Source organism: Streptococcus bovimastitidis (assembly GCF_001885095.1).
GTDB lineage: Bacteria > Bacillota > Bacilli > Lactobacillales > Streptococcaceae > Streptococcus > Streptococcus bovimastitidis.
The window spans coordinates 916,361-942,605 of the sequence record NZ_LZDD01000001.1 but is presented as its reverse complement, the minus strand read 5'-3'; the positions used below and the strand labels follow the sequence as shown (position 1 = coordinate 942,605).

Here is a 26,245-nt window from a genome sequence, read left to right as displayed (position 1 = left end):
TTTTTATGAGATTGACAAATAGTCGTACACTTAAAGAAATAGAAATTAGGTTTTATGAAAGAAAATATTATTAACTATCTAAAGGAAAACGGCAAGTCCAATATTAATGCCATTGCGGCTGCTTTAGATATGGCTGGGGCGCAAAAATTCCCTAGTTTAATTAAAGAAATATCCAAAATGGAAAGTCAGCGTCTCTTACGTTTCGATAATGATGGCAGCATCAGTTTACGGAAACCAAGAGAAGAAAAAAAGCTGATTACGGTGCAAGGAACTTTTCGTGCCAATAAAGCTGGCTTTGGCTTCCTACAAGTTAGTGATACTGAAGATGATATGTTTATCGGTCGCAATGATATCGGCTACGCTATCGACGGTGACTTAGTAGAAGTGGCGATTAAAAAGCCAGCTGATCGCCTTAAAGGAACAGCAGCTGAAGCAAAGGTTGTTGGAATTGTTGAGCGAGCCTTAAAAACAGTTGTTGGTAAATTTATTTTAGATGACGATAAGCCAAAATATGCTGGTTATATTAAATCTAAAAACCAGAAAGTGCAACAAAAAATATATATTAAAAAAGAACCTGTTGTCTTAGATGGAACTGAAATTATTAAGGTTGATATTGAAAAATACCCAACGCGTGGTCATGACTATTTTGTAGGAAATGTTCGTGATATTGTTGGTCACCAAGGGGATGTCGGGATTGATGTCTTAGAAGTCTTGGAATCAATGGATATTGTTTCTGAATTTCCTGATGCTGTTTTAGAGGAAGCTAATGCCATTGCAGATGCACCATCTGATAAAGATTTAGTGGGACGGATTGATCTACGCAAAGAAATTACCTTCACCATTGATGGGGCAGATGCTAAGGACTTGGATGATGCTATTCATATCAAGCCATTGGCTAATGGTAATTACGAACTCGGAGTTCATATTGCCGATGTATCCTACTATGTGACCGAAGGCTCTGCTTTGGACAAAGAAGCCATCGAACGTGGAACTTCCGTTTATGTTACTGACCGGGTTGTGCCAATGTTACCGGAACGATTGTCTAATGGTATTTGCTCTTTAAATCCAAATGTGGACCGTTTAACCCAATCTGCTATTATGGAAATTGATGCTAATGGTCACGTTATTAACCATCAAATTTGTCAATCAGTAATTAATACGACTTTCCGAATGACTTATTCGGCTGTTAACGACATGATTGCTGGTGATGAAGAGACGTTGACAGAGTTTGCTGCAATCAAAGAGTCAGTTGACCATATGGTAGCTCTACATAAGATTCTTGAGGCTATGCGCATTAAACGGGGAGCCCTTAATTTTGATACTTCAGAGGCACGTATTATTGTTAATGATAAAGGGATGCCTGTTGACATCGTTGTTCGCACGCGAGGAATCGCTGAGCGGATGATTGAGTCCTTTATGTTGGCGGCCAATGAGTGTGTGGCAGAACATTTTTCAAGGGCCAAATACCCATTCATTTACCGTGTCCATGAAGAACCTAAATCTGAAAAATTACAAAAATTTATTGATTACGCTAGTGTCTTTGGCATTCAAATCAAAGGGACAGCTACTAAAATTAGCCAGGAAGCACTCCAAGACTTCATGATTAAAGTTGAGGGGCAACCCGGAGCAGAAGTACTCAATATGATGCTACTACGCTCTATGCAACAAGCTCGCTATTCAGAAACTAATCATGGACATTACGGATTGGCAGCAGAATATTATACTCATTTCACCAGTCCAATCCGTCGTTATCCCGACTTGTTAGTTCACCGGATGATTCGTGAATATACCCAAGCAACTGATGACAAACGCGAGCATTTTGCTGCAGTCATTCCAGAATTAGCGACATCATCCTCTCGTTTAGAACGACGTGCTATTGATGCTGAACGCTTGGTTGAAGCCATGAAAAAAGCCGAATACATGGAAGAACATGTTGGCGAAACCTTTGATGCTATTGTGGCTAGCGTGGTTAAATTTGGACTCTTTGTTGAACTTCCAAACACCATTGAAGGCCTGATTCATGTTACAAGTTTGCCTGAGTACTATAACTATAATGAGCGGACCATGAGTCTACAAGGTGAGAAGTCAGGCAAAGTCTTCAAGGTTGGACAATCTATCCAAGTCAAGTTAGTGAGAGCTGACAAAGAAACAGGCGATATTGATTTTGAATATCTTCCAAGTAGCTTTGATGTGGTGGAAAAAATGGCTAAGCCAGACAAGAGTGACATAAGAGGTAAACGTAATACTGGTTCTTCAAGAGGAAACCGAAATGGCTCTGCTTTAAAAGATGCCAATGACCGTAACAATCAGTCAGGCCACTTAAGAACTAAAAACGGCCAAGGCAAGACAGCTCAAAAAGCTTTTTATAAAGATGCGGCCAAGAAGAAAAAGAAAAGGAAAGGATAAACTATGGCAAAAGGTCAGGGAAATTTACTGGCACAAAATAAAAAAGCAAGTCACGATTACCATATTGTCGAAACCATTGAAGCTGGGATCGTCTTAACTGGGACAGAAATTAAAAGTGTTCGCGCAGCTCGGATCCAATTAAAGGACGGCTTTGCCCAAATCAAACATGGTGAAGCCTGGTTGGTCAATGTCCATATTGCCCCCTTTGAAAATGGCAATATATGGAATCAAGATCCTGACAGAACGCGCAAGCTATTACTCAAAAAAAGAGAAATCCAGCGCTTAGAAAACGAGCTTAAAGGCAGCGGTATGACCTTGATTCCGCTCAAAGTCTATCTCAAAGATGGCTTTGCTAAAGTTTTGATTGGGTTGGCTAAAGGGAAACACGACTATGATAAACGCGAAAGCCTCAAACGCAAGGAGCAGGACCGTGATATCAAACGTGTCATGAAAAGTATAAATAGTAGATAAGAAAATAAGACTTAGAAATCAAAAATGACTTCTAGGTCTTATTTTTATTTTCAGAACAATTATTTTTTACTAATATCAATGACTTCAATTTTATAGCCATCTGGGTCTTGGATGAAGTAGTAGGAAGCTGATGTTGCTGTTAAACCTTTAATATCAGTGACGGGATAACCAGCTTTGACATGCATGTCGTGGTCTTCTTGAAAATTGTCACTACCTACTGCAATATGTCCGTAACCATTTCCTAAATCGTAGGCTTCATGGTCGTAATTATAGGTCAATTCTAATTCATAGTCTTCACCTTCTAGGGCTAAGTAGACAAGGGTGAATTGTTTGTCGGGAAAATCACGACGACGTGTTTCTTTAAAGGGAAATGCTTGTGTATAGAAGTTGACAGAGGCTTCTAAATCCTTAACGCGTATACAGGTATGTAATGCTTTCATAATAATTTCTCCTTAATCAAAATAGGTGATAACGTGTTCTCGAGGTTTACGGTTTTGTGGATGTCGAGGGTCCCTTAAGCGATAACCAAGGGATAACATGCTGGCGATACCTTCTTTTTCAGGGTCAAGTACGCCATGTTTGGCAAGGATTTCATTGACTTTATCATAATCAAAGCCTTCAATTGGGCAGGAATCAATCCCCATAAGGGCTGCATTAGTCATCATATTACCAAGAGCGATGTAAGTTTGTTTGGCAGTCCAATCAAATAGGGCGCGTGGGTTATCGGCCATATGCATGTCACGTTTTTGGAAATCTTCATAGGTCTTAATACGACTTGTTATGCCATCACCATCTGGGATACCTCTACGAACTAAACTTTGATACATGGAATCACCGTCATAGCGAGCATTTTTTTCAGCAAGTAAGAGAATAAAGTGGCTGGCCGTTTCCAATTGGTATTGAGCACCCCAAGCAACTTCTTTAATCTCTTTTTTGATATCTTCATTGTTTAAGACAACAAAGCGCCAACCTTCAAGTCCTACCGAAGAAGGGCTTCGCCAAGCAGCATCTAGTATCAGATTTAAATCCTCATCAGGGATTTTTCGGTCATTATAGACGCGAACCGCTGTGCGGAAATAATATGCATCTGCGATTACTTTTCTGATGTCATCCATCATTAACTACCTCCAAGTATTTACTAAAATAATGATAGCATAATGAAAAGACATAAACAAAAAAATGACTTAAAAGCTTTATTTATAAAATTAAATTGACAACGCTTACAGGTAGGGGTATAATAAATAGAACAAAATTGCTCTATGTAGAGGTTTTCTTATGTTAGAAATTCTTTTGATTATATCTTCTCTGACTTTATTTTTGATTTTGACTTTTATTATTATTCGAGGTAATTTGAGAAATCGTTCAAAAAAAGGTCATCACTACATTATCCATTTTAAAAATCTGGCAAGATCAATTGATTTAGACCGTTATGATTCTTGTAAAGAAAAAATGACGATATTGTCAAAAAATCCAGATGAAGATGCTTATTCCGTGGAAACACAACTAAGTGCGATTAAACTAAAGGAATTCTTAATGAAAGAATTTCATCTGACTCTAAATCAAGTCATCGTTTCACAAGCGACAATATAAGGTAAAGTAAAAGTCTAAGGCTTTTGCTTTTTTATTTACGGAAAAAAAGAAAAGCAAGGTCATCAATTTCCGTATTGATACGGAAATAGTATAGCTTGCCTTTGAAAGCGGATACACCTATAATTAAATTGTAAATAAAAACACATTATAGGAGGCAGTCATTATGACTAAAGCGTTAATTATCTGTGCCGGAGGCATGTCATCATCACTTATTGCTAAAAAAACTCAAACTTTGCTTGCTGAGCAAGGTGTTGAAGTTGAAATGAATGCAGTTGGTGTACCAGAAGGAGCAAAACGTATTGCATCATCTGAATATGATCTTTATTTAGTAAGTCCTCAAACAAAAATGCATTTCAAACAGTTCTCTGATGCTGGTGCAAAAGTTGGCAAACCTGTTGTTCAAATTCCTCCTCAAGCTTATATTCCAATCCCAATGGGTATTGAAAAAATGGCTGCTTTAGTGAAAGAAAATATCTAACTTATCTTCTCATTAAATATTTAGTATAATTAAGGTAAGAGATTTTCCAAAGGAGACATGATGTTAGGCCAAAAAGAAAAACTTATCTTACAATATCTATACCACAAGCGAGAAGAATTCGTGACAAGTAAGGAACTGGCAGCACACTTAGATTGCTCAGATCGTACTGTTCGTACTTATATCAAGTCACTAATTTCCTTTATTGATCATGAAAAAGGTTTAGAAATCATTTCTAAACAAGGTCATGGTTACCAACTCATCTTGGAAGAAGAATCAGATTATTTAAACGTTATTTCTGATAATAATATCCAAGTCGGTACTGAAAATATTGATATTAATGATCGTCACAATTTCATCATTAATAAATTAATTTTTGAGCAAGAATATATTTTATTTGAAGATTTGATGGATCAACTCTATGTGAGTCGATCCACCTTATCTTCAGATTTTAAAAAAATTCGCCACGAATTTGCCAAATACGATTTGAAAATTGAAAGTCGGGCAAACAAGGGAGTTTATGTTAGTGGTGCCGAACATGATAAGCGCCATTTTATTATGGATTACTTCTTTAGCGGTTATTTTTTGAAGAATATCCACCAATATGTTGGAGATGATTTCTTTAAATTACCAATTAGTTTTGAAGAATTAACCATCATTGTTTTAGATGAGTGTAGAAGTCAATATTTAAAATTATCTGATTTTGTAATCCAGAATCTGATTGTCCATATTGCTTTAGCGATCACTCGGGTTAACGATGGGTTTAAAATATCGCAACTAAAAATTGACCAAAAGAAATTTAAAACGGAAATTTTAGTAGCGAAAAATATTTTAAGACGCGTTGAGCATGTTACTGGAACGAATTTTCCAGTAGAGGAAATCAATTATATTGCCCTTCATTTAATTTCAGAAAGTATCCATGCTGAGAATACTGATAGCCTCGATCAAATCTCATTGAGACAAGACCTGGTAGAAGCAGCAACTGAAATTGATCACCGTTACGGCTATCAATTCAGTCAGGATTTTACTTTCATCGAAGGATTGTTAAAACACTTAGAAGTCTTACTTGAACGTGTGAGAAATAAGGTTCGTTTAGATAATCCACTATTAGATGATATCCAAAAACAATATAAGGAAGCTTACTTAATCTCAAGAAGTTTGATGAGTAAGTTGAAATATTTTAAAGATTTTCATTTGTCTGATGATGAGATTGCCTATGTCACCTTACATTTATTAGCTGGCATTGAACGCTTTTATCAAAATAATAAGTTGAATGCCCTAGTTATTTGCGCTACTGGTTACGGCAGTGCTCAGATGCTTAGAATGCGTCTGGAAAATGAATTGGGTAGACAATTGAATGTTGTTAATTTAGTTGGTTATTATGATATCACTGATGAGAAATTAGAAGGTATCGACTTAATTATCTCAACCATTGATTTATCAAATTTAGTTTTCTCTGTTCCGGTATTTACTGTTAGTGTCTTCTTAAAAGATGACGAAGTTCAGCGAATTAAGGATCAATTAGCACAACTAGATTGCAAACATCATCATCGCCATCATACCAATGAAAAAATGACAGATGCAAACATTTTTGATCACTATTTTTCAAAAGATTACTTTACAGTTTTTGAACAGAGTGATAAAGAATCCGTTTTGTCACAAATGATAAGATCCTTGGATTCAAATGAAAACGACCAATACCAATCTTCCATGAAAGAATTAATTGCTAATCGAGAGTCAATGAGTACGGTTATCTTTGATCAAGACATTGCTGTACCTCATCCTCTGAAAGCAGTCGATAAACAAGGAAAAATTGGGATTGCCATTATTCCGACTGGAATATATTGGGAAAAGGGATTTGAAGCCATCAAATTAGTCTTCCTCGTTTCACCTTCCATTTACAATAATGAAGGTTTGGCTGAAATGACACGATTAATTGTTGATTTGACTGAAAGTCCAGAAACAAAAGAAAAACTAATCGCCTGTCGGGATTTCGAAACATTTAAACACATATTATTAAACATGAAATAGGAGAGTATTAATGACAAACGATGAATTGCAAATGGCAGCCTTTGAAATTATCTTGAACAGTGGAAATTCAAGAACTACTGTTCATGAAGCATTCGCAGCAATGCGTGAAGGAAACTATGATAAAGCAGCCGAATTACTTGAAGCTGCAAATGAAGAACTATTACTAGCACACAAAGCACAAACAAAACTTTTACAAGAGTATGCTGGTGGTACTGAAATTAAGATTGAAATTATTATGGTTCACGCACAAGACCACTTAATGACAACAATGACATTACGTGAAGTTGCACTTGAAATGTTAGAACTTTATAAAAAAGTTAACTAAGATTTGATACTGAGAAGGAGTTTTAGATGAATACAAAAGAAAAGGACAAGGCAAAAGTTGAAGAATTGCGGAAAACTAATGCCATAAAATCAATGTATTACACACGTTATTTTATGGTTCGGTACGTGGTTACCTTCTTTGTTTTTGCTAATCTCTATTGGGGCATCCTGCTCTATTTATCAAAAGCTTCAGCTACAGTTGTTGCACCAGTCTTATTAGGACTTTTTGCTGCATTAGCTATGTGGGAACAATATAGAATGTTTACCATCGAGCAAAAAGAAGCAAAATTTAGTAAGGCTTTCTTTAAAACAACTATCGCGGTTAATAGTTGTTTGGCGATAATGACCCTTGCTGGTCAATCGGCTAGTTTATATCCATTCTTTAATACTTCCTTTGCAAGTAAGATGGTAATCCTATCTCTCTTAGCAGCTGGAGCATTGCTTGCTTTTTGGATGCTAGTCAAAATTAACCGTATCGATACCAATAAGGATAAACAATACGTTCGTATTAATCGTTATTTGGAATCACTTAACCTTAGCAAACATTATTAATGTAAATAAATTAGGAGGTAAGATTAATGTTTGAATTTTTAGAGAAGTACCTCATGGGCCCAATGGGTAAAGTATCCACTTGGCGTCCTGTACGTGCCATTGTTGCTGCTGGGATGGCCAGTATCCCACTAACAATCGTTGGTTCAGCTTTCTTGGTTTTAGGAGTTCTTCCTCAAGCCTTTCCATTCTTAGCAGGTATCTGGGCAGGATCATTTGATAAATTTGCCGCACTTACTTTGCTCGCTTACAAATGTTCAATGGGTATTTTAACCCTTTACTTCGCATTCGTTATTGGTAATGAATATACTAAAATCTATGCAGAAGAAGATGGTTTAAACCTTGACCCAATGAATGGTGGTATCCTTTCTGTATTTGCTTTCTTCATGACTATTCCTGAATTAACATTTACAAAAGGTGCTATGACACTTGTTGCATCTGAAACAACTATCAATGGTTGGACAGTTGGTGGCGACAGTTTAGCGCGTTTAGGAACATCTGGTTTGTTTACAGGTATCCTTATGGCTATCTTAGCAGTTCAATTGTACCGTCTCTGTGTTGTTAGAAACTGGGTTGTTAAAATGCCTGAAGCTGTTCCAGAAGGAGTTTCTCGTTCATTTACAGCTTTGATTCCTGCATTCGTAGTAGCTCTTACAGTTATCTTCATCAATGGTGCTTTCATCATGATGGGTACAGATATCTATAAAGTAATCGCTATTCCATTCGGTTTCGTTAAAAATATTACCAACTCTGTTGGTGGTATCATCGTTATCTACTTCCTAGTTCATGCTTTGTGGTTAGTTGGTATCCACGGTGCCAACATCGTTATGGGTCTTGTTAACCCAATCCTTCTTGCTAACATGGCAGAAAACGTAAACGGTGCTCACTTCGCATTCGCTGGTGAATTCACAAACGCTTATGTAACAATGGGTGGTTCTGGTGGAACTCTTGCATTATGTTTATTCATGACTTTCCTTGCTCGTTCAGAACAATTGAAAGTTTTAGGTCGTGCCGCTATCGGTTCATCAATCTTCAACATCAACGAACCACTTATCTTCGGTCTTCCAATCGTTTATAACCCAATTCTTGCAATTCCATTTATTCTTGCACCTGTTACAACTGCAGTCTTCGCTTACATTGTTATCAACTTGAACATTGTTAAAGAAGCTATCGTTCAAACACCATGGCCAACTCCAATTGGGTTTGGTGCCTTCATCGGAGCTGGTGGTGACATCAAAGCTGCTATCTTAGCACTTGCGTGTTTCGCTATCTCAGGTGCTATCTGGTTCCCATTCTTCAAATACTATGACAATAAATTAGTAGCTGAAGAAAGAGAAGCAGCATCTAAAGCAGCATCAATTGCTTAATCTGTAGCATTTTAAAAAATACCTTGACTCACACTGTGGATTAAGGTATTTTTTTACTAAAGGAGGAATTCTTATGGGAAAATTAGGTATATCCATTTATCCGTCTAAGTCCAGCATCTCTGAAATGAAGTCATATATTGATTTAGCAGCTAAGTATGGCTATCAACGCCTTTTTACATCCATGTTAGAAGTGGCAGATAATGCTCAAGAAACAGTAGCTACCTTTACTGAAATTATTCAATATGGAAATGAAAAAGGATTTAAAACATCTTTGGATGTCAATCCGAAACTCTTCAAAGCCTTAAACATTAAATACAATCAATTAGAGAAATTTGCGCAAATGGGGATTGATGCCCTTCGATTAGATGAAGGTTTCACTGGCTATGAAGAAGCTATGTTAACCCATAATAGCTTAGGCATCAAGATTGAATTAAACATCTCACGCGGGCAACACTATATTGATATGGTTCACGACTTTGGTCCAAACCCAACTCAATTAATCGGCTCACACAACTTTTATCCGCAAGCCTATACCGGACTGTCCTTTGACTATTTCCTTAAAACAGCCAAACAATACAAGGATTATAATCTAGAAACAGCAGCCTTTATTGATAGTCCAAATGGCAAAATCGGCCCTTGGCCGTTATCAGATCGCATGGTTTCAGCAGAAATTCAAAGGGATATGTCTTTAAGAGCTCAGGTTTCGCTTTTGAAAATGAGTGGCCTGATAGACGATATCTTACTCTCATCAAGTCTCTTGTCGGAAGAAGAGCTCAAAGCCGTGGCTGACGCCTACAAACAATCCTTACCAGTCTTTCCAGTCAAAGTTCAGCAAGAATTATCGGCTGTGGAAAAAGAAATCCTACTCGATAATCAGCATCTTTACCGTGGAGACAAGTCAGATTACATGATCCGCTCTAGCCAACCACGTGTTATTTATAAAGACCATTCTATTGAGCCATTCAATACCATTCCAATTAAACGGGGTATGGTAACTATTGGCAATAATGAAGCTGGTCAATATAAAGGCGAATTGCAAATTGCCTTGCAAGATCGTCCGAATAATGGCCGTCAAAATGTGGTCGCTCAGATTTCCCCTGAAAATGATATCTTGATTGATCTCTTAAAAGTGTGGCAATCCTTCCTCTTTATTGAAGAATAAAAGAAAGCGAAGACAGATTCTGTCTTCGCTTTTTGTATATGTAATTAATTTACTCTTCAAAGTACAAGAGTTCTTTTGGTGTTTGAGTAAAGGCTTGGAAACCATCTTTGGTAACGTGACCACAATCTTCAATCCGGACACCAACTTTGCCAGGAATATAAATTCCTGGTTCAATTGAGAAGCACATGCCTTCTTCGATAACCATATCGTTTCTAGCCATAATTGAAGGGAACTCATGCACATCCATGCCGAGACCATGACCGAGACGATGGTTGAAGTATTCACCATAACCTGCTTTTTCAATGACATTACGAGCTGCTGCATCAACTTCAGCCGCTGTAACACCTGGTTTGACAAATTCTTGGGCAGTTAATTGGGCTTCAAGACAGAGATTATAAATATCTAATTTGAACTGATCAGGTTTTCCAACAGCGACCGTTCTGGTCATGTCACTGGTATAACCCAAGGTTTCAACGCCTAAGTCAAAGAGTAGTAGGGCATTGTTTTCAATCTTATTAGTACCAGGAATTCCATGCGGGTCCGCTGCGTTGTCACCTGTTAGAACCATGGTTTCAAAGCTCATTTTACTGATACCTTGTTTTTTCATTTCAAATTCAATTTGAGCAATGATATCCGTTTCAGTAGCTACTAATGAGATATTGTCAAAACCAACTTTAACAGCTTTGTCAGCAAATTCACCGGCAACCATCATTTTGTCAATTTCATCAGCTGATTTAATTAAACGCATGCGTTGAATAAAGGGTGTTAAATTTTCAAAGCGTCCTGAAAAAACAGTTTGTAAGCCTTGGAACTTAGTGACATTTAAGTGATCAAACTCACCATAGATGCGTTTGGCATTTGTATTTGGTAGCACCGCTGAGATTTTTTCCCATGGGTTTTCAGAATCCATATAGCCAAAAACTGAGAAGGAAACAAACTTCTTAGCGCGAGCGATTTCTAAAGCAGGAACAAAAAGAACTGGGTCTTGTTGGTCATAGATAAAAAGGAACATTTGGCGCTCATGTGGGTCACAAGCGAAGCCAGTTAAATAGTTGACTGTAATTGGGTCTGAAAAGACTGCCAATTCAGCATCATTTTTTTTCAAAAATTCTTGGATTTGGGTGATTTTAGTCATAAAAATACCTTCTTTCTACCTCTATTTTTCCAAAAAAAGCTTAAAAAATCAAGTTTTCTTTTAGTTGTTGAAAAAGTTTTCAAAAAATGCGAGTTATGACTTGAAAGTGGTTTCAAATCATGCTAGAATGATTTTGGAAGCGTCATTTTCAAAATAGAAAGGAAGATAAAGTATGAACACAGATGATACCATTACGATTTATGATGTCGCTCGTGAAGCAGGCGTATCGATGGCAACTGTTAGCCGTGTTGTAAATGGAAACAAAAATGTTAAGGAAAATACACGTAAAAAAGTATTAGAAGTTATCGATCGTTTAGATTATCGTCCTAATGCTGTTGCTCGTGGCTTAGCAAGTAAAAAAACCACTACCGTTGGGGTTGTTATCCCAAATATTGCAAATGCTTATTTTTCAATTTTGGCAAAAGGAATTGATGATATTGCAGCAATGTACAAATATAATATTGTCCTAGCATCAAGTGATGAAGATGATGATAAAGAAGTGAATGTCGTTAATACCCTCTTTGCAAAACAGGTAGATGGTATTATCTTTATGGGTCACCATTTAACAGAAAAAATTCGTGCCGAGTTTTCACGGTCAAGAACACCTATTGTTTTAGCTGGTACTGTTGATTTAGAACACCAATTACCAAGTGTTAATATTGACTATAAAGCAGCTGTAGCAGAAGTTGTCGATATTTTAGCGGAACATCATAAAAACATCGCCTTTGTTTCTGGACCATTAATTGATGATATTAATGGAAAAGTAAGATTAGCTGGATATAAAGAAGGTTTAAAAGCTAATAAATTAGATTACAAAGAGGGTCTTGTTTTTGAAGCTAACTATTCTTATAAAGAAGGTTTCGAACTGGCGCAACGCGTTATTAATTCGGGTGCAACAGCAGCTTATGTTGGTGAGGATGAATTAGCCGCAGGTCTCTTAAATGGTCTTTTTGCAGCAGGCAAATCAGTACCAGAAGATTTTGAAATCATCACAAGTAACGATTCTCCAGTTGTTGACTATACTCGTCCAAACTTAAGTTCTATTAGCCAACCGGTTTATGACTTAGGTGCGGTAAGTATGCGTATGTTGACGAAAATTATGAATAAAGAAGAATTAGAAGAAAAAGAAATCTTGTTAAATCATGGCATTAAACGTCGTGGTACAACAAAATAAAAAAGCTGCCATTGGTTGGCAGTTTTTTTTGATGACAAAATTTTTTGTTTTCATTTTTTCTAGGAATAGAAATTCAATCCCCTTGTCAAAAGAATTGTTGAGATATTTAGACTTTCAAAAATTTAAGAGTAATGCTAAACGTTAAACAAATGACAGAATTAATTATATAATGGTCTTATGACATTATATTTAAACAGCGTCGACTGAAAACACGGGAGAAAAGAATGACAAATCAATTATTGTATCAGGCCTTTGAATGGTACTTACCGGCAGACCAAACACATTGGAAGAACCTTAAAGCTGCTATTCCTGACATGCAAAAACTTGGCATTACTAAAGTCTGGTTACCCCCTGCCTTTAAAGGAACCGGCAGTAATGACGTTGGTTATGGGGTTTACGATCTCTTTGACCTTGGGGAATTTGATCAAAATGGCACTATTCCCACAAAATATGGAACTAAAGAGGAATATCTTGCTTTGGTTCAAGGCTTAAACGAGGCCGGTATCTTGCCAATTGCTGATATTGTTTTGAATCATAAGGCAAATGGTGACCAGAAAGAGACTTTTTATGTCTTGCGAATGGATCCGGAAAATCGTCAACAGCCTATCTCAGAGCCCTTTGAAATTGAGGGTTGGACTGGTTTCAATTTCCCAGGTCGGAAGAATCAATATAGTGACTTTAAGTGGCACTGGTATCATTTCACCGGCATTGATTATGACGCTCGCAATAATGAAACGGGTATCTATCTGATTACTGGTGATAATAAAGGTTGGGCAAATCAAGATTCGGTAGATAATGAGAAGGGGAATTTTGATTACCTCATGTTCAACGATATTGATTTCAAACACCCAGAGGTTCAAGAACACCTTCAAGACTGGGCAAAATGGTTTTTAGATACTACTGGAATTAAGGGTTTTAGACTAGACGCTGTTAAGCACATCGATGCCCATTTTATGGACCATTTTATTCGTTATGTTCGGGAAAATCTTGCACCAGAACTCTATGTTTTTGGGGAATATTGGAAGGATAATGCGGATGCTACTCATCACTACCTTGATGAGGTTGACATGCAAGTTGAATTAGTTGATGTGGCCTTACACATGAACTTCTTTGAAGCCAGTAAGTGTGGCAACAGTTTTGATATGACCAAACTTTTAGATTCGACATTGATGCAAGCCAACCCTGAATTTGCCATTACCTTTGTCGAGAACCATGATACGCAAAGTGGACAAGCTTTAGAATCTAGAGTAGAGGATTGGTTTAAGCCATTAGCCTATGCTTTTATCATGTTGCGCCAAGAAGGAACGCCATGCCTCTTTTACGGAGATTATCATGGTATTCAGGGAGACCATTGGCAGGTTTCTTTTAAAGAAGTTATCGACAAGTTAGCCTTTTTACGGAAGAAATATGTATATGGTAATCAGGTTGATTATTTTGATCATGCTAATTGTATTGGATGGACGCAACTTGGTAACGAGGAAACCGATGCTGCTTTAGCGGTCGTCATGACTAATGGTGATCGAGGTTGGAAACATATGGAAGTTGGTCTACTCTATGCTGGTCAGACTTTCGTAGATTATTTAGGATACTGTCAAGAAGAAATTACAGTTGGAGAAGATGGTTGGGCTGACTTTAAGGTAGAGCCAGGTTCCATCTCGGCTTGGATTCCTAAATCAGCTTTGTCAAATGACAACTAATCAGAATTGATTAGTGTAGTTACAATGAGAAAATCAGCCTTTGGCTGATTTTTTTCCTCTCTAGTGAAAATTCCGCTAAAATAAGCTATAATAGACTTTATGAAAGTCTTACTATACTTAGAAGCAGAAAATTATTTAAAAAAATCAGGCATTGGTCGTGCCCTCAAGCACCAAATCAAAGCCCTTAAACTGGCTCATCAGGATTTTACAACTAATCCAAAGGATGATTATGATTTAGTTCATCTCAATTCTTATGGACTAGCTAGCTGGCTTTTGATGGCTAAAGCGCAAAAAGCTGGGAAGAAAGTCATTATGCATGGGCATTCGACGGAAGAAGATTTCCGTGAGTCTTTTATTTTTTCAAATCAACTGTCTCCCTTATTTAGACGGTATCTTTGTGCTTTCTATAAAAAGGCTGATACTATTATTACACCAACACTTTATTCAAAGTCTTTAATCGAAAATTATGGCATTCATAAACCGATTTACGCTATTTCAAATGGTATTGATTTAGCGCAGTATGGAGCACAGCCAGAGAAGGAACAAGCGTTTCGGGACTATTTCAACCTAAAAGAAGGTCAAAAAGTGGTCATGGGAGCAGGTCTCTTTTTCAAACGGAAAGGGATTGATGACTTTGTCAAAGTTGCGCGTCAGATGCCAGATGTGACCTTTATTTGGTTTGGCGAGATGAACAAATGGATGATTCCGGCTGAAATCAGACGGATTGTTGAGAAAGACCATCCAGACAATGTGATTTTTCCGGGTTATATCAAAGGTGCTGTTTATGAAGGTGCCATGACTGGAGCAGATGTCTTTTTCTTCCCTAGTCGTGAAGAAACAGAAGGTATTGTCGTCTTGGAGGCTTTGGCTAGTCGCCAGAATATTGTTCTTCGTGATATCCCTGTCTATTCGGGTTGGGTTAATCAAGACAGTGCTGAATTAGCTGACGATGTTCCAGGATTTGTCGCTGCCATTCAGCGTGTTCTTTCAGGACAAAGTCATAAGGTTGAGGCGGGTTATCGTGTTGCTGAAAGCCGACGCTTGGAAAAAATTGCTACTCAGTTAGTAGATACTTATCAAAAAGTTATGGAGTCCTAAGATGCGTGTAGGTCTATTTACAGATACTTATTTTCCACAAGTTTCAGGGGTTGCAACCAGTATTCGAACCTTAAAAGAGGAATTGGAAAAAGAAGGACATGAAGTCTATGTCTTCACGACTACTGATCGTAATGTTAAACGCTTTGAAGATCCGACCATTATTCGCCTTCCAAGTGTTCCCTTTGTCTCTTTTACAGATCGGCGCGTGGTTTATCGTGGCCTTATTTCCTCTTATAAAATCGCCAAGCAGTATAACTTGGATATCATTCACACCCAGACAGAGTTCAGTTTAGGGGTTTTGGGGAAAATGGTAGCTAAAGCTTTAAGAATCCCAGTTGTTCATACTTATCATACTCAGTACGAAGACTATGTCAATTACTTTGCCAATGGTAAAATTATTCGTCCAAGTATGATTAAACCAATTCTTAAAAGTTATCTCAAGGAAATTGACGGCCTGGTTTGCCCAAGCCCGATTGTGTCCAATTTAATTGATGATTATCAAATTGACATTCCAAAGCGTATTATACCAACTGGTATCGAGTTGGAAAAATATGTTCGTGATGATATCAGTCAAGAAGAGATTTTGTCTTTGAAAGATCAACTAGGTATTCAAGAGGATGAAACCTTTCTATTAAGTTTGTCTCGAATTTCTTTTGAAAAAAATATCCAAGCTATTATCAAACAAATGCCGGATGTTTTGGCAGCTAATAGCAAGGTTAAGTTAGTTATTGTTGGTGATGGTCCATATCTGGATGATTTGAAGGATATGGCAAGTGCACTAGAGCTAGATGACAATATTATTTTTACAGGAATGGTGGCACATGAGCAAGTTAGTCTATTCTACAAAGCCTGTGATTTCTTTGTCTCTGCTTCAACTAGTGAAACGCAAGGTCTTACCTATATTGAAAGTTTGGCAACAGGTAAACCAATCATTGCCCATGGTAATCCCTATTTAGATAGTTTAATCTCTGATAAGATGTTTGGAACACTCTTTTACCATGAAGATGATCTTGCTGATGCCATTATTGATGCCATTCTGGAAACACCAGAAATGTCACCAGAACTTTTGAATCAAAAGCGCTTTGATATTTCATCACAGCATTTTGGACAATCCGTTTTTACCTTTTACTTAGATACCATTATCAATAAAAGTGACCGTAAGAAACAGAAACTCAGCTTAAGAATTACGGGGTCAAGTAAGCGTGAGCCTATGAAGTTAGTCCAATCTGCAACTCATCTCCCACGGAGAGCAGTAAAAGCGACAGCAGTGACATCTGTCAAAGTGGTGAAAGCACCCTTGAAAATGGTTAATGCCATCCGTGACTTCTTAGAATAAGAAATACTATCTATTTTCTTGATTGGAAGTCTATGATAAATTTCAAGAAGTGACTTGAAATTTTATCAATTATTGATATAATATCAGAGAAGACAAGTTAGTTGAGAACCATCTATCCGAAGCGAGTGCTGGTTGGTGAAAAGAGCACAAGATGACTTTACTAATACTCCTTCCAATGATTTTATGCAAACATAAAAGGGTGGTTCCCTTATAACTAATCAGAGGTGTCTGGCTTTTTGTCATACACAAATGAAGGTGGAACCACGTTGCGACGTCCTTTTGAGGATGTCGCTTTTTTTATTAAAAAAATGGAAGTATTACGATAAAAAGGAGAGAAAAAATGATTAAAATTACCTTCCCTGATGGTGCCGTTCGTGAATTTGTAGCAGGCATCACAACATTTGAGATTGCTCAATCTATCAGCAACTCCCTTGCTAAAAAAGCCTTAGCAGGAAAATTCAATGGTCAATTAATTGATACAACCCGTCCAATCCAAGAAGATGGTAGTATTGAAATTGTTACCCCTGATCATGAAGATGCTTTTGGAGTCTTACGTCACTCTGCTGCCCACTTATTTGCGCAAGCAGCTAAACGCTTATTCCCAGAAATCCATCTTGGTGTAGGTCCAGCTATTGCTGAAGGTTTCTATTACGATACAGATAATCAAGCTGGTCAAATCTCTAATGAAGATCTTCCTCGTATTGAAGAAGAAATGCAAAAAATTGTTAAAGAAAATCATCCTTGTATTCGTGAGGAAGTCTCTAAAGAAGAAGCTTTAGAAATCTTTAAAGATGATCCTTACAAAGTTGAATTGATTAATGAACACTCCGATGATGCTGCCGGTTTAACCATTTATCGTCAAGGTGAGTTTGTGGACTTGTGCCGTGGCCCTCATGTGCCATCAACAGGACGGATTCAAGTCTTCCATCTCTTAAATGTTGCCGGAGCATATTGGCGTGGTAATAGTGATAATGCCATGATGCAACGTGTCTATGGTACAGCTTGGTTTGATAAAAAAGACCTTAAAGCCTATTTAACACGTTTGGCAGAAGCTAAAGAACGTGATCACCGTAAACTTGGTAAAGAGTTAGACCTCTTCATGATTAGTCAAGAAGTAGGACAAGGGCTACCATTCTGGCTTCCAGATGGTGCAACTATTCGTCGTACCCTTGAACGCTACATCACTGATAAAGAATTGGCTTCAGGTTACCAACACGTTTATACACCACCATTAGCTTCAGTAGAGCTCTACAAAACATCTGGTCACTGGGATCATTATCATGAAGATATGTTCCCAACAATGGATATGGGAGACGGAGAAGAGTTTGTTCTTCGTCCAATGAACTGTCCTCACCATATTCAAGTCTTTAAAAACCATGTTCATTCTTACCGTGAGTTGCCTATTCGAATCGCTGAGCTTGGTATGATGCACCGCTACGAGAAATCAGGTGCCTTGTCAGGTCTGCAACGGGTTCGTGAGATGACTCTGAATGACGGGCACCTATTCGTCACACCAGAGCAAATCCAGGAAGAATTCCAACGTGCACTTCAATTAATCATTGATGTTTATGCTGATTTCAACTTAACAGATTATCGTTTCCGTCTTTCTTATCGTGACCCTAAAGATACTGAAAAGTACTATGACAACGATGAGATGTGGGAAAATGCGCAAAGTATGTTAAAAGCAGCTCTTGATGAGATGGGTGTGGAATACTTTGAGGCTGAAGGGGAAGCAGCTTTCTATGGTCCTAAATTGGATATCCAAGTAAAAACTGCTCTTGGTAACGAAGAAACCCTTTCAACTATTCAATTAGACTTCTTGCTTCCAGAACGCTTTGATCTTAAATATATTGGAGCAGATGGTGAAGAGCACCGTCCAGTAATGATTCACCGTGGTGTTATTTCAACTATGGAACGCTTTACAGCCATCTTGATTGAAACTTACAAAGGGGCTTTCCCAACTTGGTTGGCACCTCATCAAGTTACTGTTATCCCAATTTCAAACGAAGCTCATGTGGATTACGCATGGGAAGTTGCTAAAATCTTACGTGACAAAGGTGTTCGTGCCGATGTCGATGAACGTAATGAAAAAATGCAATACAAGATTCGTGCTTCACAAACTAGCAAAATTCCTTACCAATTAATTGTTGGTGACAAGGAAATGGAAGAGAAATCAGTCAATGTTCGTCGTTATGGAAGCAAGGCAACACATACTGAAATGATCGAGCAATTTGTAGAAACAATCTTAGCGGATATTGCCCGCAAATCAAGACCAGACGCAGAATAAGCAAAAAAAGGAAGCCAAAGGCTTCCTTTTTTGCTAATCTTATTTACCAAGCGAAGGCATTGGTTGGTGCTTTGAGGTAGTCTAACCAATTGGGGTCTTTCAAGCGGGCTAGGGTTACCGATATCCCGGTCATATCTAGGCTGGTCATGTATTTGCCGTTTTTAATATAGGCAATATCTAAGCCTTCTAAATCCAAGAGTTGACCCAGGTCATTGAGGAAGATACCTTGTTCTAATTCCGTTGTTGTCCCTAAATTATTGACCAAGAGGATAAAAGCATCTTTTTCCTGCCAATGGAATTTCATCTGTAGTTTATTGGTGATTTCAACCGCCAGTTGTTCAGAGGATGAAAATGGTACAGTGCGGTATCCTTCTTCGCCATGGATGCCGATCCCAAAAGAGATGTCATTTTCTGGCAGTTCGAAAAGTGGTAGGGCGGCATTAGGGATAGTCGCTGATTTTGTTGCGAAGCCAATGGTCGCAATCTCAGTAGCAAGCCCAAAGGCGACTTGTTCCAGTTCATCCAGATCTGCCCCCAGAAGCGCAGCTTGTCCCAAAATCTTATGTAAAAGAATGGTGCCTGCCAGACCCCTGTGTCGCATCTGGAAATTCTTCTTAGGCTCGACCGAAATGTCATCGTGAGAAACGATGTATTTGACAGCAATACCCTCGTTCCTAGCTTGATGAATAGCCTTGCTGAATTCGCGGATATCGGCCTCGAAATTTTTGATAATGACGAAGACGCCCCTTCCTTTGTTAAGGAATCGCAGAGCTGCTAAGATTTGTTCCCAACTTGGAGGCGTGAAGAGGTCTCCATAAACAGCTGCCGTCAGCATGCCGTCGCCCACAAAACCTATATGGGCCGGTTCATGTCCAGAACCACCGCCAGAAAGAATGGGGATCAGGTCAGGGTTCTGGTTTCGATTATAAATGATTGGTTGATCAGGAAGCTTGGCCAGATGAGGATGCGCCAAGAGCATGCCTTTCATATAATGTTCAATCATTTTATTTCTATGATTTAAAATGGTAACCATGACTTAACCTCCTTTCATACTAGCTAGAATTGTCTTTTTAATTAGGTTGGTTTCTGGTTTGACAGCCTCTGAAGTCACGAAGGCTCGAATCATGTTAGCCAAAGCGCGGGAATGGTAAGTTTTTAAAAATGATCGATAGTTAGCCTCCAAACTCATATTGGCTTTTGCTTCTTGCTCTGAAATAATTTTTTCTAAAAGGACCAAACAATAATCGCCGAAGTAAGTGTAAAAATCATTTTGATCTTTAATCGAAAACAATTGGGCATAAAAGCTTTTATTGTTGCTGAAGTAGAAGAGGAGCTCGTCAAGAAGCTGAAAACCCGTAATATAGTTCAAATTATTGGTTACCTGCTCTTGCAGTTCTGTCTCAAAAATCCAATCCAGGAGTTCGTATTTATCAACAAAATGATTATAGAAGGTCTGTCTACGAATACCAGCACGATCCATGATATCGACGACTGATATTTTTTCGAAAGGCTTACTGTCCAGTTCTTTTTTAAAAGCTTTAGCAATCCGTTTTTTAGTAATTAAAGATGCTGTCATATCAGACCTCCTTCCCATTTTTGTCTCTTTATCTTATTATACTTTATCAAAAATAATGAGGAAAGTATAAGGACAAATTCCACATTTTGTCCCTTACCAAAAAAGAGAGATTTCGATAAACTGAAAGCGTAAACAAAATTTTTAGTTTTAGGGAGGAAGCCCAAATGAAAAAAATTATGAACCAAGCTGAAACCATTGTTGACGATATGTTAAAAGGTTTCGCTTTTATCCACTCGGACTTAGTAGAACGTCTAGATGGCTATGATGTCATTGTCCGTAAAGCTGAAAAATCAGGTAAAGTTGCCCTTATTTCCGGTGGTGGCTCAGGCCATGAACCTTCTCATGCTGGATTTGTGGGACAGGGAATGCTTTCGGCAGCCATCTGTGGAGCGGTCTTCACATCTCCAACACCTGACCAAATTTTAGAAGCTATCAAAGCAGCCGATGAAGGTGCAGGTGTCTTTATGGTCATCAAAAACTATTCTGGAGACATCATGAACTTTGAAATGGCCCAAGAAATGGCTGAAATGGAAGGCATTGAAGTTGCTAGTGTCGTTGTTGATGATGATATTGCTGTGGAGAATAGCCTCTACACACAAGGGCGTCGTGGTGTTGCAGGAACTATCCTAGTGCACAAAATTTTAGGCCAGGCTGCGCATCAAGGCAGATCTCTAGAAGAAATCAAAGCCCTAGCTGATGCATTAGTTCCAAACATCAAAACCATTGGTTTAGCACTTTCTGGCGCAACAGTACCAGAAGTTGGCAAACCAGGCTTTGTTCTTGACGATAATGAATTTGAATATGGCGTTGGTATCCATGGCGAACCAGGTTATCAAAAGGAAAGCATGAAGCCATCAGCAGAATTAGCCAAAGAATTGGTGACCAAATTAGCGGCTGACTTTAAACTTGAAGCAGGTCAAAAATATGGAATTCTAATCAACGGTTTAGGCTCAACACCTTTGATGGAACAATATGTCTTTGCTAATGATGTAGCGCAACTACTAGCAGAAGCGGGAGTAGAAGTTGCCTACAAGAAATTGGGAGATTACATGACTAGCCTTGACATGGCCGGTCTATCCCTAACATTGATTAAACTAGAATCTCAAGACTGGTTAGAGGCCTTAAATGCTGAGGTTATCACACCAGCTTGGTAATGGAGGTAATATGGATCAAGAAAAAGCTTTAAAATGGATGCATCTTTTCAATGAAAAGATGCAAAAAAATAAAGATTACTTAAGTGAGTTAGACACCCCGATTGGCGATGGCGACCACGGTGGCAATATGGCGCGTGGCATGGCTGCTGTTATGGAAAACCTAGAAGGAAAAAACTTCGAAACTGGGGCTGATGTCTTTAAAGTTGTAGCTATGCAACTGGTCAGCAAAGTCGGAGGAGCTTCAGGTCCCCTATATGGTTCTGCCTTTATGGGAATAGCTAAGCAAGGAACAGATGCCAGCATCGCAGAACTCTTAAAAGAAGGCTTAGCCATGATTCAAAAACGTGGCAAAGCTGAAAAGGGAGAAAAAACCATGGTCGATGTCTGGATTCCCGTCATAGAAGGTTTGGAAAAAGACCAACTCAGCAAGGATGACATTTGGGCAAGCGTTGAAGCAACAAAAGATATCGTGGCGACAAAAGGCAGAGCCTCATATGTCGGTGACCGTTCCCTTGGCCACATTGACCCAGGTTCTTATTCCTCTGGTCTTTTATTTGAAGCCCTCTTAGAAACAGAGGTGACTGAATGACAGATTTAGGAATCATCATCATTTCCCATTCCAAGGGGATTGCCTCTGGCATTAGGGACTTGTTAGCAGAAGTAGCACAAGATGTGGCCATCACCTCAGTTGGAGGCACCGAAGATGGCGGAATTGGAACTAGCTTTGACCAAGTGCAAACAATAGTCGATGAAAACCCCAAAAAGGATTTACTGGCTTTCTTCGATCTCGGTTCGGCAAGAATGAACTTAGAGATGGTAGCTGATTTCACTGACAAAGGAATCACCATCATGCAAGTCCCAATCGTAGAAGGTGCCTACACCGCAGCAGCCCTCTTACAAGCAGGTGTCAACAAAGAAGCCATTTTACAACAATTATCAGAATTAGAAATTAAAAAGTGAGGTTTAAAGAATGTCATTTATCGGTGAATTATTAGGAACCCTTGTTTTAGTTCTCTTAGGAGACGGTGTCGTTTCAGCGGTCTGTTTAAAAAATACTAAAGCTGAAGGCTCGGGTTGGATTGCCATTGTATTAGGTTGGGGCTTAGCCGTAGCCATTCCGGTATACATGGTTGGCTTCATGAGTGGGGCTCACCTAAACCCAGCAGTTACCATTGCCCTTGCCTTAACAGGAGGCTTCCCATGGGCTCAAGTTGCTCCCTACATTATTGCCCAAATGCTTGGTGCCATGATTGGTGCAACTCTAGTCTTCTTACATTACTACCCACACTGGAAAGAAACAAAAGACGCTCCAACCATCCTAGGTTGTTTTGCAACAGGACCAGCAATTCGTCACACATGGTCAAACGTCTTAGGAGAAATCCTTGGTACAGCAGTTCTTGTCATGACCGTTATGTCATTAGGCCCAAATAAACTATCATCTGGCTTTGGTCCCTTGATTGTTGGTTTAGTGGTTATAGCTGTTGGTTTTGGTCTTGGTGGAACAACCGGATATGCCCTAAACCCAGCGCGTGACTTAGGCCCTCGTTTAATGCATGCTCTATTGCCAATCCCTAACAAAGGTGATTCTGACTGGTCCTATGCATGGATTCCAGTAATCGCACCTATCATTGGCGGAGCTTTGGGAGCCTTCATTTACCAAATGATTCTATCAGGAATGTAAGAATTGATTATATAGCAAAATGGACTAGGGAGACCTAGTCTATTTTTTTGAAGGAGAAGATATAAAATCTAAAGTTAAATCTCTCGTGATGGTGAAGATACGTAATCTAAGCTAAATCTCTTGTGATGTAGTAGTTATGAAATCTAAAAATGAAGTTCCTATAAGGTTAGAGAAATGAGAAATTAGCAAAATTAAGCTATAATAGAACAAAGATTTTAAGGAAAGGAGCTAACCATGGCAAATCTGCAAAAAAAATATGAAACTGTTAAAAAACTTCAGACCCTTGGTTGGCCCCTTGACCTCTTAGGACGACTCGTTCGTTCTGATGATTTAGATTACCGAGTTGGATCACCCCTCTTTATGGACTATTGGCAAGCTTCTTACCATGAAGTGAAAGGAAAGATTTTGTTGAGAAATCTTTTAGACTTGATAGGAATGCCATCAGAATTGACGGGTGACTTAAAGGAAACGCAAAGATTACTGAGAGCATTCCATCCCAGTTTAAGTCCAGATAGTGACTTTTGGACCCAATTAGCAGCTTTGGTAAACAGAACTTTTCCAAACCGAACGCTGGGAAAAGAAGGGGATTTAGAACGTCGTCTCCATCAATTTCGCTATTTGATTTCTAGTCAACAGGCCCAGTATGTCAGAGACCATTATAAGGATCATATTCAAACGGATAGTCAGGCTCTTGCGGATTACTTACTTCATAAGAAAGGACCAGCTTTTTGGCGGAAATCGGTGGATTATTCTTTATCAGAATCTGCTCGCCTTCACAATAAACTAAAAATTGAGGATGATCAAATCCTCTTTCCAGATAATCGTGTTTCCTACAACATTAAATTATTAATGGGCTTCCATACGGAATTTATTCTAGACAGCAAGGGACATTTTCTCAATGAATGTGATGCTGAGAAAATTTCTGAGAATGGGGTTGTCAATGGGGCCAGTTTTAATTATGGAACAGCAGGAAAAAGGCATTGGGACTTAGATGTCGACCCCATCCGAAAACATGATCCAGCCTTCCGTCGGAAAATTGGACGAGGCTACCGCTCTCCTAAACATATTGCTAAGAAATGGTATCAAGGTCAAATGGATGAATTCGATTTATCCTATTTCAACCGAAAGGGCGCCTTTGGTCGAAGAGGCTTGTCCAGTTACGGACATGTTAAGCGAAACAGTCTCTATTTCCGTTGGCATATCCGATTCTTAAAATGGTTGAAATTGTTAGGTATAAAATGATATGTTGCGAAAATTTCTTTATTGACTGATTGAGAATTCAGCCATTATAGAAGAAGTAAATTTCAATATTAAAAGCAGTTGAGATAGCAATCTCAACCGCTTTTTTATATTCAGTTTTTAATCATTAATTGGCTTGTGCCCATTTCTTAGCTAATTTTCTGGAATAAGTTGAAATGGCAAAGTTAATGATGAAGTAAATTAATGTAATAAGGGCATAGAGGGCGAAGACCTGTCCGGCTTGGAAATACTTGCCCATTAATATTTGGCTCTTACCAAAGAGTTCTTGAATAGCAATAACTGAATAAAGCAATGAAGTATCTTTAATAACAGTAACAAATTGTGAGATGATAGCGGGTAACATCTTACGATAGGCTTGTGGGAAAACAATCAGAAGAAAAACCTGACTGGGACTAAAGCCATGTGCTAAACCGGCCTCTGTTTGTCCATGATCGACACCATTTAGGCCACCACGAATAATTTCTGCTAGCGCAGCTGAGGTAAAGACTGTAAATGCGGTAATGCCAGCTGGCGTTGATTTCATTTGAAAGACTAAAAAGATAATGAAAATCCAAAGAAGGTTTGGTACATTACGAACAAATTCAATATAGATACCGGCTATTAATTTTAGGATTTTGTTTTTGCCATTTCGCATGATGGCCAAAAGGGTTCCAAAGATGGTTGATAAAATGATGGAAACTAGGGATATATATAAGGTTAATGCCAAGCCTTGTAGGATAAAGGAAAGGTTGGCGGCAGTAAATACTTGTGACATAAGCTTTCCTCCCTTTATACAGAATAAGTTTTCTTATTAGCTTCTTCTTTGCGACGGGCCCAGTTGGCTAGGGGGTAGCAAAGAATGAAGTATAGGATGGCTGCTCCAGCAAAGGCCGGAACATAATTGGTGGTATCATAGGCCCAAGCCTTGGCTGTGAACATAATGTCAGCGCCAGAGATGATGGCTACGATTGAAGTGTTTTTGATCAGGTTGACCACTTGGTTGGTCATTGGAGGTAAGATGGTCCGCACCGCCTGAGGTAACACAATTAAGCTCATGGTTTGTTGGTAGGTGAAACCTTGTGAAAGAGAGGCTTCGATCTGTCCCTTAGGGACAGCCTCAATACCGGAACGAATAACTTCGGCAATATAGGCACCGTGGTAGATACCGACGCAAAGAACGGCTGTGAAAAAAGTTGAAATCATGATTTTGCCATTACTAATGATGGCTAGACCATAGTAAACAAAAACCAACTGTACAAGTAGTGGTGTGTTTTGGTAAAGTTCAACATAGATTCTGGCAATCGTTCGATTGAGACTTTTCTTTGAGGTTGATAAGGCACCAAAGACTATTCCTAAGACTAGAGCTAAGATTAAGGCACCAATTGACATGCCCAAAGTATATAAGAATGCTTTTGCAAAAAGTGGAAAACTTGTCAAAAATGCTTGCCATTTCGACAGAGCAAATGGACTTTCAACTGCTAAGTAGGTCATTA

General features: G+C 38.6%; 26 protein-coding genes. 19 read left to right on the top strand and 7 right to left on the bottom strand.

The window, feature by feature from the left end; translation table 11 throughout:
* Positions 1–54 precede the first annotated feature (54 nt).
* The gene (rnr, locus tag A9Q68_RS04540; protein WP_071793510.1) at positions 55–2,406 is read left to right on the top strand and encodes a ribonuclease R; all 2,352 of its coding nucleotides are present in this window, start codon (positions 55–57) and stop codon (positions 2,404–2,406) included.
* A gap of 3 nt (positions 2,407–2,409) precedes the next feature.
* The gene (smpB, locus tag A9Q68_RS04535) at positions 2,410–2,877 is read left to right on the top strand and encodes an SsrA-binding protein SmpB (protein WP_071793509.1); all 468 of its coding nucleotides are present in this window, start codon (positions 2,410–2,412) and stop codon (positions 2,875–2,877) included.
* 59 nt (positions 2,878–2,936) lie between these two features.
* Here smpB and gloA read toward each other — a convergent pair whose 3' ends face one another.
* Positions 2,937–3,317, bottom strand: coding sequence for a lactoylglutathione lyase (gloA, locus tag A9Q68_RS04530; RefSeq protein WP_071793508.1), 381 nt, complete (start codon positions 3,315–3,317; stop codon positions 2,937–2,939).
* 12 nt (positions 3,318–3,329) lie between these two features.
* On the bottom strand, positions 3,330–3,992 hold the full coding sequence (locus A9Q68_RS04525) for an NAD(P)H-dependent oxidoreductase (RefSeq protein ID WP_071793728.1): 663 nt from the start codon (positions 3,990–3,992) through the stop codon (positions 3,330–3,332).
* Positions 3,993–4,152: 160 nt separating this feature from the next.
* Here A9Q68_RS04525 and A9Q68_RS04520 point away from each other — a divergent pair, with 160 nt between their 5' ends.
* From A9Q68_RS04520 to A9Q68_RS04490, 7 genes are all read left to right on the top strand, one after another.
* On the top strand, positions 4,153–4,467 hold the full coding sequence (locus tag A9Q68_RS04520; RefSeq protein ID WP_071793507.1) for a hypothetical protein: 315 nt from the start codon (positions 4,153–4,155) through the stop codon (positions 4,465–4,467).
* A gap of 160 nt (positions 4,468–4,627) precedes the next feature.
* Positions 4,628–4,945: a PTS cellobiose transporter subunit IIB gene (locus A9Q68_RS04515; protein ID WP_206281798.1), complete on the top strand. Its 318-nt coding sequence runs from the start codon at positions 4,628–4,630 to the stop codon at positions 4,943–4,945.
* A 60-nt stretch (positions 4,946–5,005) separates the two neighbouring features.
* The gene (locus A9Q68_RS04510; protein WP_071793505.1) at positions 5,006–6,973 is read left to right on the top strand and encodes a BglG family transcription antiterminator; all 1,968 of its coding nucleotides are present in this window, start codon (positions 5,006–5,008) and stop codon (positions 6,971–6,973) included.
* Between the two features lie 10 nt (positions 6,974–6,983).
* Positions 6,984–7,298 carry a PTS cellobiose transporter subunit IIA gene (locus tag A9Q68_RS04505; RefSeq protein WP_071793504.1) on the top strand — a complete coding sequence of 105 codons (315 nt, stop codon included), beginning with the start codon at positions 6,984–6,986 and terminating at the stop codon, positions 7,296–7,298.
* 26 nt (positions 7,299–7,324) lie between these two features.
* On the top strand, positions 7,325–7,849 hold the full coding sequence (locus A9Q68_RS04500; protein WP_071793503.1) for a hypothetical protein: 525 nt from the start codon (positions 7,325–7,327) through the stop codon (positions 7,847–7,849).
* A 26-nt stretch (positions 7,850–7,875) separates the two neighbouring features.
* Positions 7,876–9,213, top strand: coding sequence for a PTS cellobiose transporter subunit IIC (celB, locus tag A9Q68_RS04495; RefSeq protein ID WP_071793502.1), 1,338 nt, complete (start codon positions 7,876–7,878; stop codon positions 9,211–9,213).
* Positions 9,214–9,286: 73 nt separating this feature from the next.
* Complete coding sequence (locus A9Q68_RS04490) at positions 9,287–10,375, top strand: DUF871 domain-containing protein (protein WP_071793501.1); 1,089 nt, start codon at positions 9,287–9,289, stop codon at positions 10,373–10,375.
* A gap of 49 nt (positions 10,376–10,424) precedes the next feature.
* On the opposite strand, the gene A9Q68_RS04485 is transcribed toward A9Q68_RS04490, so the two are convergent.
* Positions 10,425–11,510, bottom strand: coding sequence for a M24 family metallopeptidase (locus A9Q68_RS04485; RefSeq protein WP_071793500.1), 1,086 nt, complete (start codon positions 11,508–11,510; stop codon positions 10,425–10,427).
* A gap of 172 nt (positions 11,511–11,682) precedes the next feature.
* Between A9Q68_RS04485 and ccpA the strand changes: the two genes are divergently transcribed.
* From ccpA to thrS, 5 genes are all read left to right on the top strand, one after another.
* Positions 11,683–12,684, top strand: a complete 1,002-nt coding sequence (ccpA, locus tag A9Q68_RS04480; RefSeq protein WP_071793499.1) for a catabolite control protein A — start codon at positions 11,683–11,685, stop codon at positions 12,682–12,684.
* Between the two features lie 224 nt (positions 12,685–12,908).
* The gene (locus tag A9Q68_RS04475; protein ID WP_071793498.1) at positions 12,909–14,381 is read left to right on the top strand and encodes an alpha-amylase; all 1,473 of its coding nucleotides are present in this window, start codon (positions 12,909–12,911) and stop codon (positions 14,379–14,381) included.
* A 99-nt stretch (positions 14,382–14,480) separates the two neighbouring features.
* Complete coding sequence (locus A9Q68_RS04470) at positions 14,481–15,479, top strand: LTA glycolipid anchor biosynthesis glycosyltransferase, IagA/BgsA family (RefSeq protein ID WP_071793497.1); 999 nt, start codon at positions 14,481–14,483, stop codon at positions 15,477–15,479.
* A 1-nt stretch (position 15,480) separates the two neighbouring features.
* Complete coding sequence (locus A9Q68_RS04465; protein ID WP_071793496.1) at positions 15,481–16,815, top strand: glycosyltransferase family 4 protein; 1,335 nt, start codon at positions 15,481–15,483, stop codon at positions 16,813–16,815.
* A gap of 340 nt (positions 16,816–17,155) precedes the next feature.
* Complete coding sequence (gene thrS / locus A9Q68_RS04460; protein ID WP_071793495.1) at positions 17,156–19,102, top strand: threonine--tRNA ligase; 1,947 nt, start codon at positions 17,156–17,158, stop codon at positions 19,100–19,102.
* Between the two features lie 43 nt (positions 19,103–19,145).
* Here the strand turns inward: thrS and dhaQ are convergent, their stop codons facing one another.
* Complete coding sequence (gene dhaQ, locus A9Q68_RS04455; protein WP_071793494.1) at positions 19,146–20,135, bottom strand: DhaKLM operon coactivator DhaQ; 990 nt, start codon at positions 20,133–20,135, stop codon at positions 19,146–19,148.
* Between the two features lie 3 nt (positions 20,136–20,138).
* A complete protein-coding gene (dhaS, locus tag A9Q68_RS04450; RefSeq protein WP_071793493.1) occupies positions 20,139–20,678 on the bottom strand; it encodes a dihydroxyacetone kinase transcriptional activator DhaS in 540 nt (179 codons plus the stop codon).
* A gap of 164 nt (positions 20,679–20,842) precedes the next feature.
* On the opposite strand from dhaS, the gene dhaK reads away from it, so the two are divergent.
* From dhaK to A9Q68_RS04425, 5 genes are all read left to right on the top strand, one after another.
* The gene (gene dhaK, locus A9Q68_RS04445) at positions 20,843–21,832 is read left to right on the top strand and encodes a dihydroxyacetone kinase subunit DhaK (protein WP_071793492.1); all 990 of its coding nucleotides are present in this window, start codon (positions 20,843–20,845) and stop codon (positions 21,830–21,832) included.
* Between the two features lie 10 nt (positions 21,833–21,842).
* Positions 21,843–22,421, top strand: a complete 579-nt coding sequence (gene dhaL, locus A9Q68_RS04440) for a dihydroxyacetone kinase subunit DhaL (protein WP_071793491.1) — start codon at positions 21,843–21,845, stop codon at positions 22,419–22,421.
* Positions 22,418–22,792 (top strand): dihydroxyacetone kinase phosphoryl donor subunit DhaM, encoded by a 375-nt coding sequence (gene dhaM / locus A9Q68_RS04435; protein ID WP_071793490.1) that lies wholly within the window; start codon positions 22,418–22,420, stop codon positions 22,790–22,792. The genes dhaL and dhaM overlap by 4 nt, the downstream gene beginning before the upstream one ends.
* Positions 22,793–22,802: 10 nt before the next feature.
* A complete protein-coding gene (locus A9Q68_RS04430) occupies positions 22,803–23,513 on the top strand; it encodes an MIP/aquaporin family protein (protein WP_071793489.1) in 711 nt (236 codons plus the stop codon).
* 234 nt (positions 23,514–23,747) lie between these two features.
* Positions 23,748–24,755, top strand: coding sequence for a DUF3114 domain-containing protein (locus A9Q68_RS04425; RefSeq protein ID WP_071793488.1), 1,008 nt, complete (start codon positions 23,748–23,750; stop codon positions 24,753–24,755).
* 124 nt (positions 24,756–24,879) lie between these two features.
* Here A9Q68_RS04425 and A9Q68_RS04420 read toward each other — a convergent pair whose 3' ends face one another.
* Both A9Q68_RS04420 and A9Q68_RS04415 read right to left on the bottom strand, forming a co-directional pair.
* Positions 24,880–25,527, bottom strand: coding sequence for an amino acid ABC transporter permease (locus tag A9Q68_RS04420; protein WP_071793487.1), 648 nt, complete (start codon positions 25,525–25,527; stop codon positions 24,880–24,882).
* Between the two features lie 14 nt (positions 25,528–25,541).
* Positions 25,542–26,243 (bottom strand): amino acid ABC transporter permease, encoded by a 702-nt coding sequence (locus A9Q68_RS04415; protein WP_071793486.1) that lies wholly within the window; start codon positions 26,241–26,243, stop codon positions 25,542–25,544.
* Positions 26,244–26,245 lie beyond the last annotated feature (2 nt).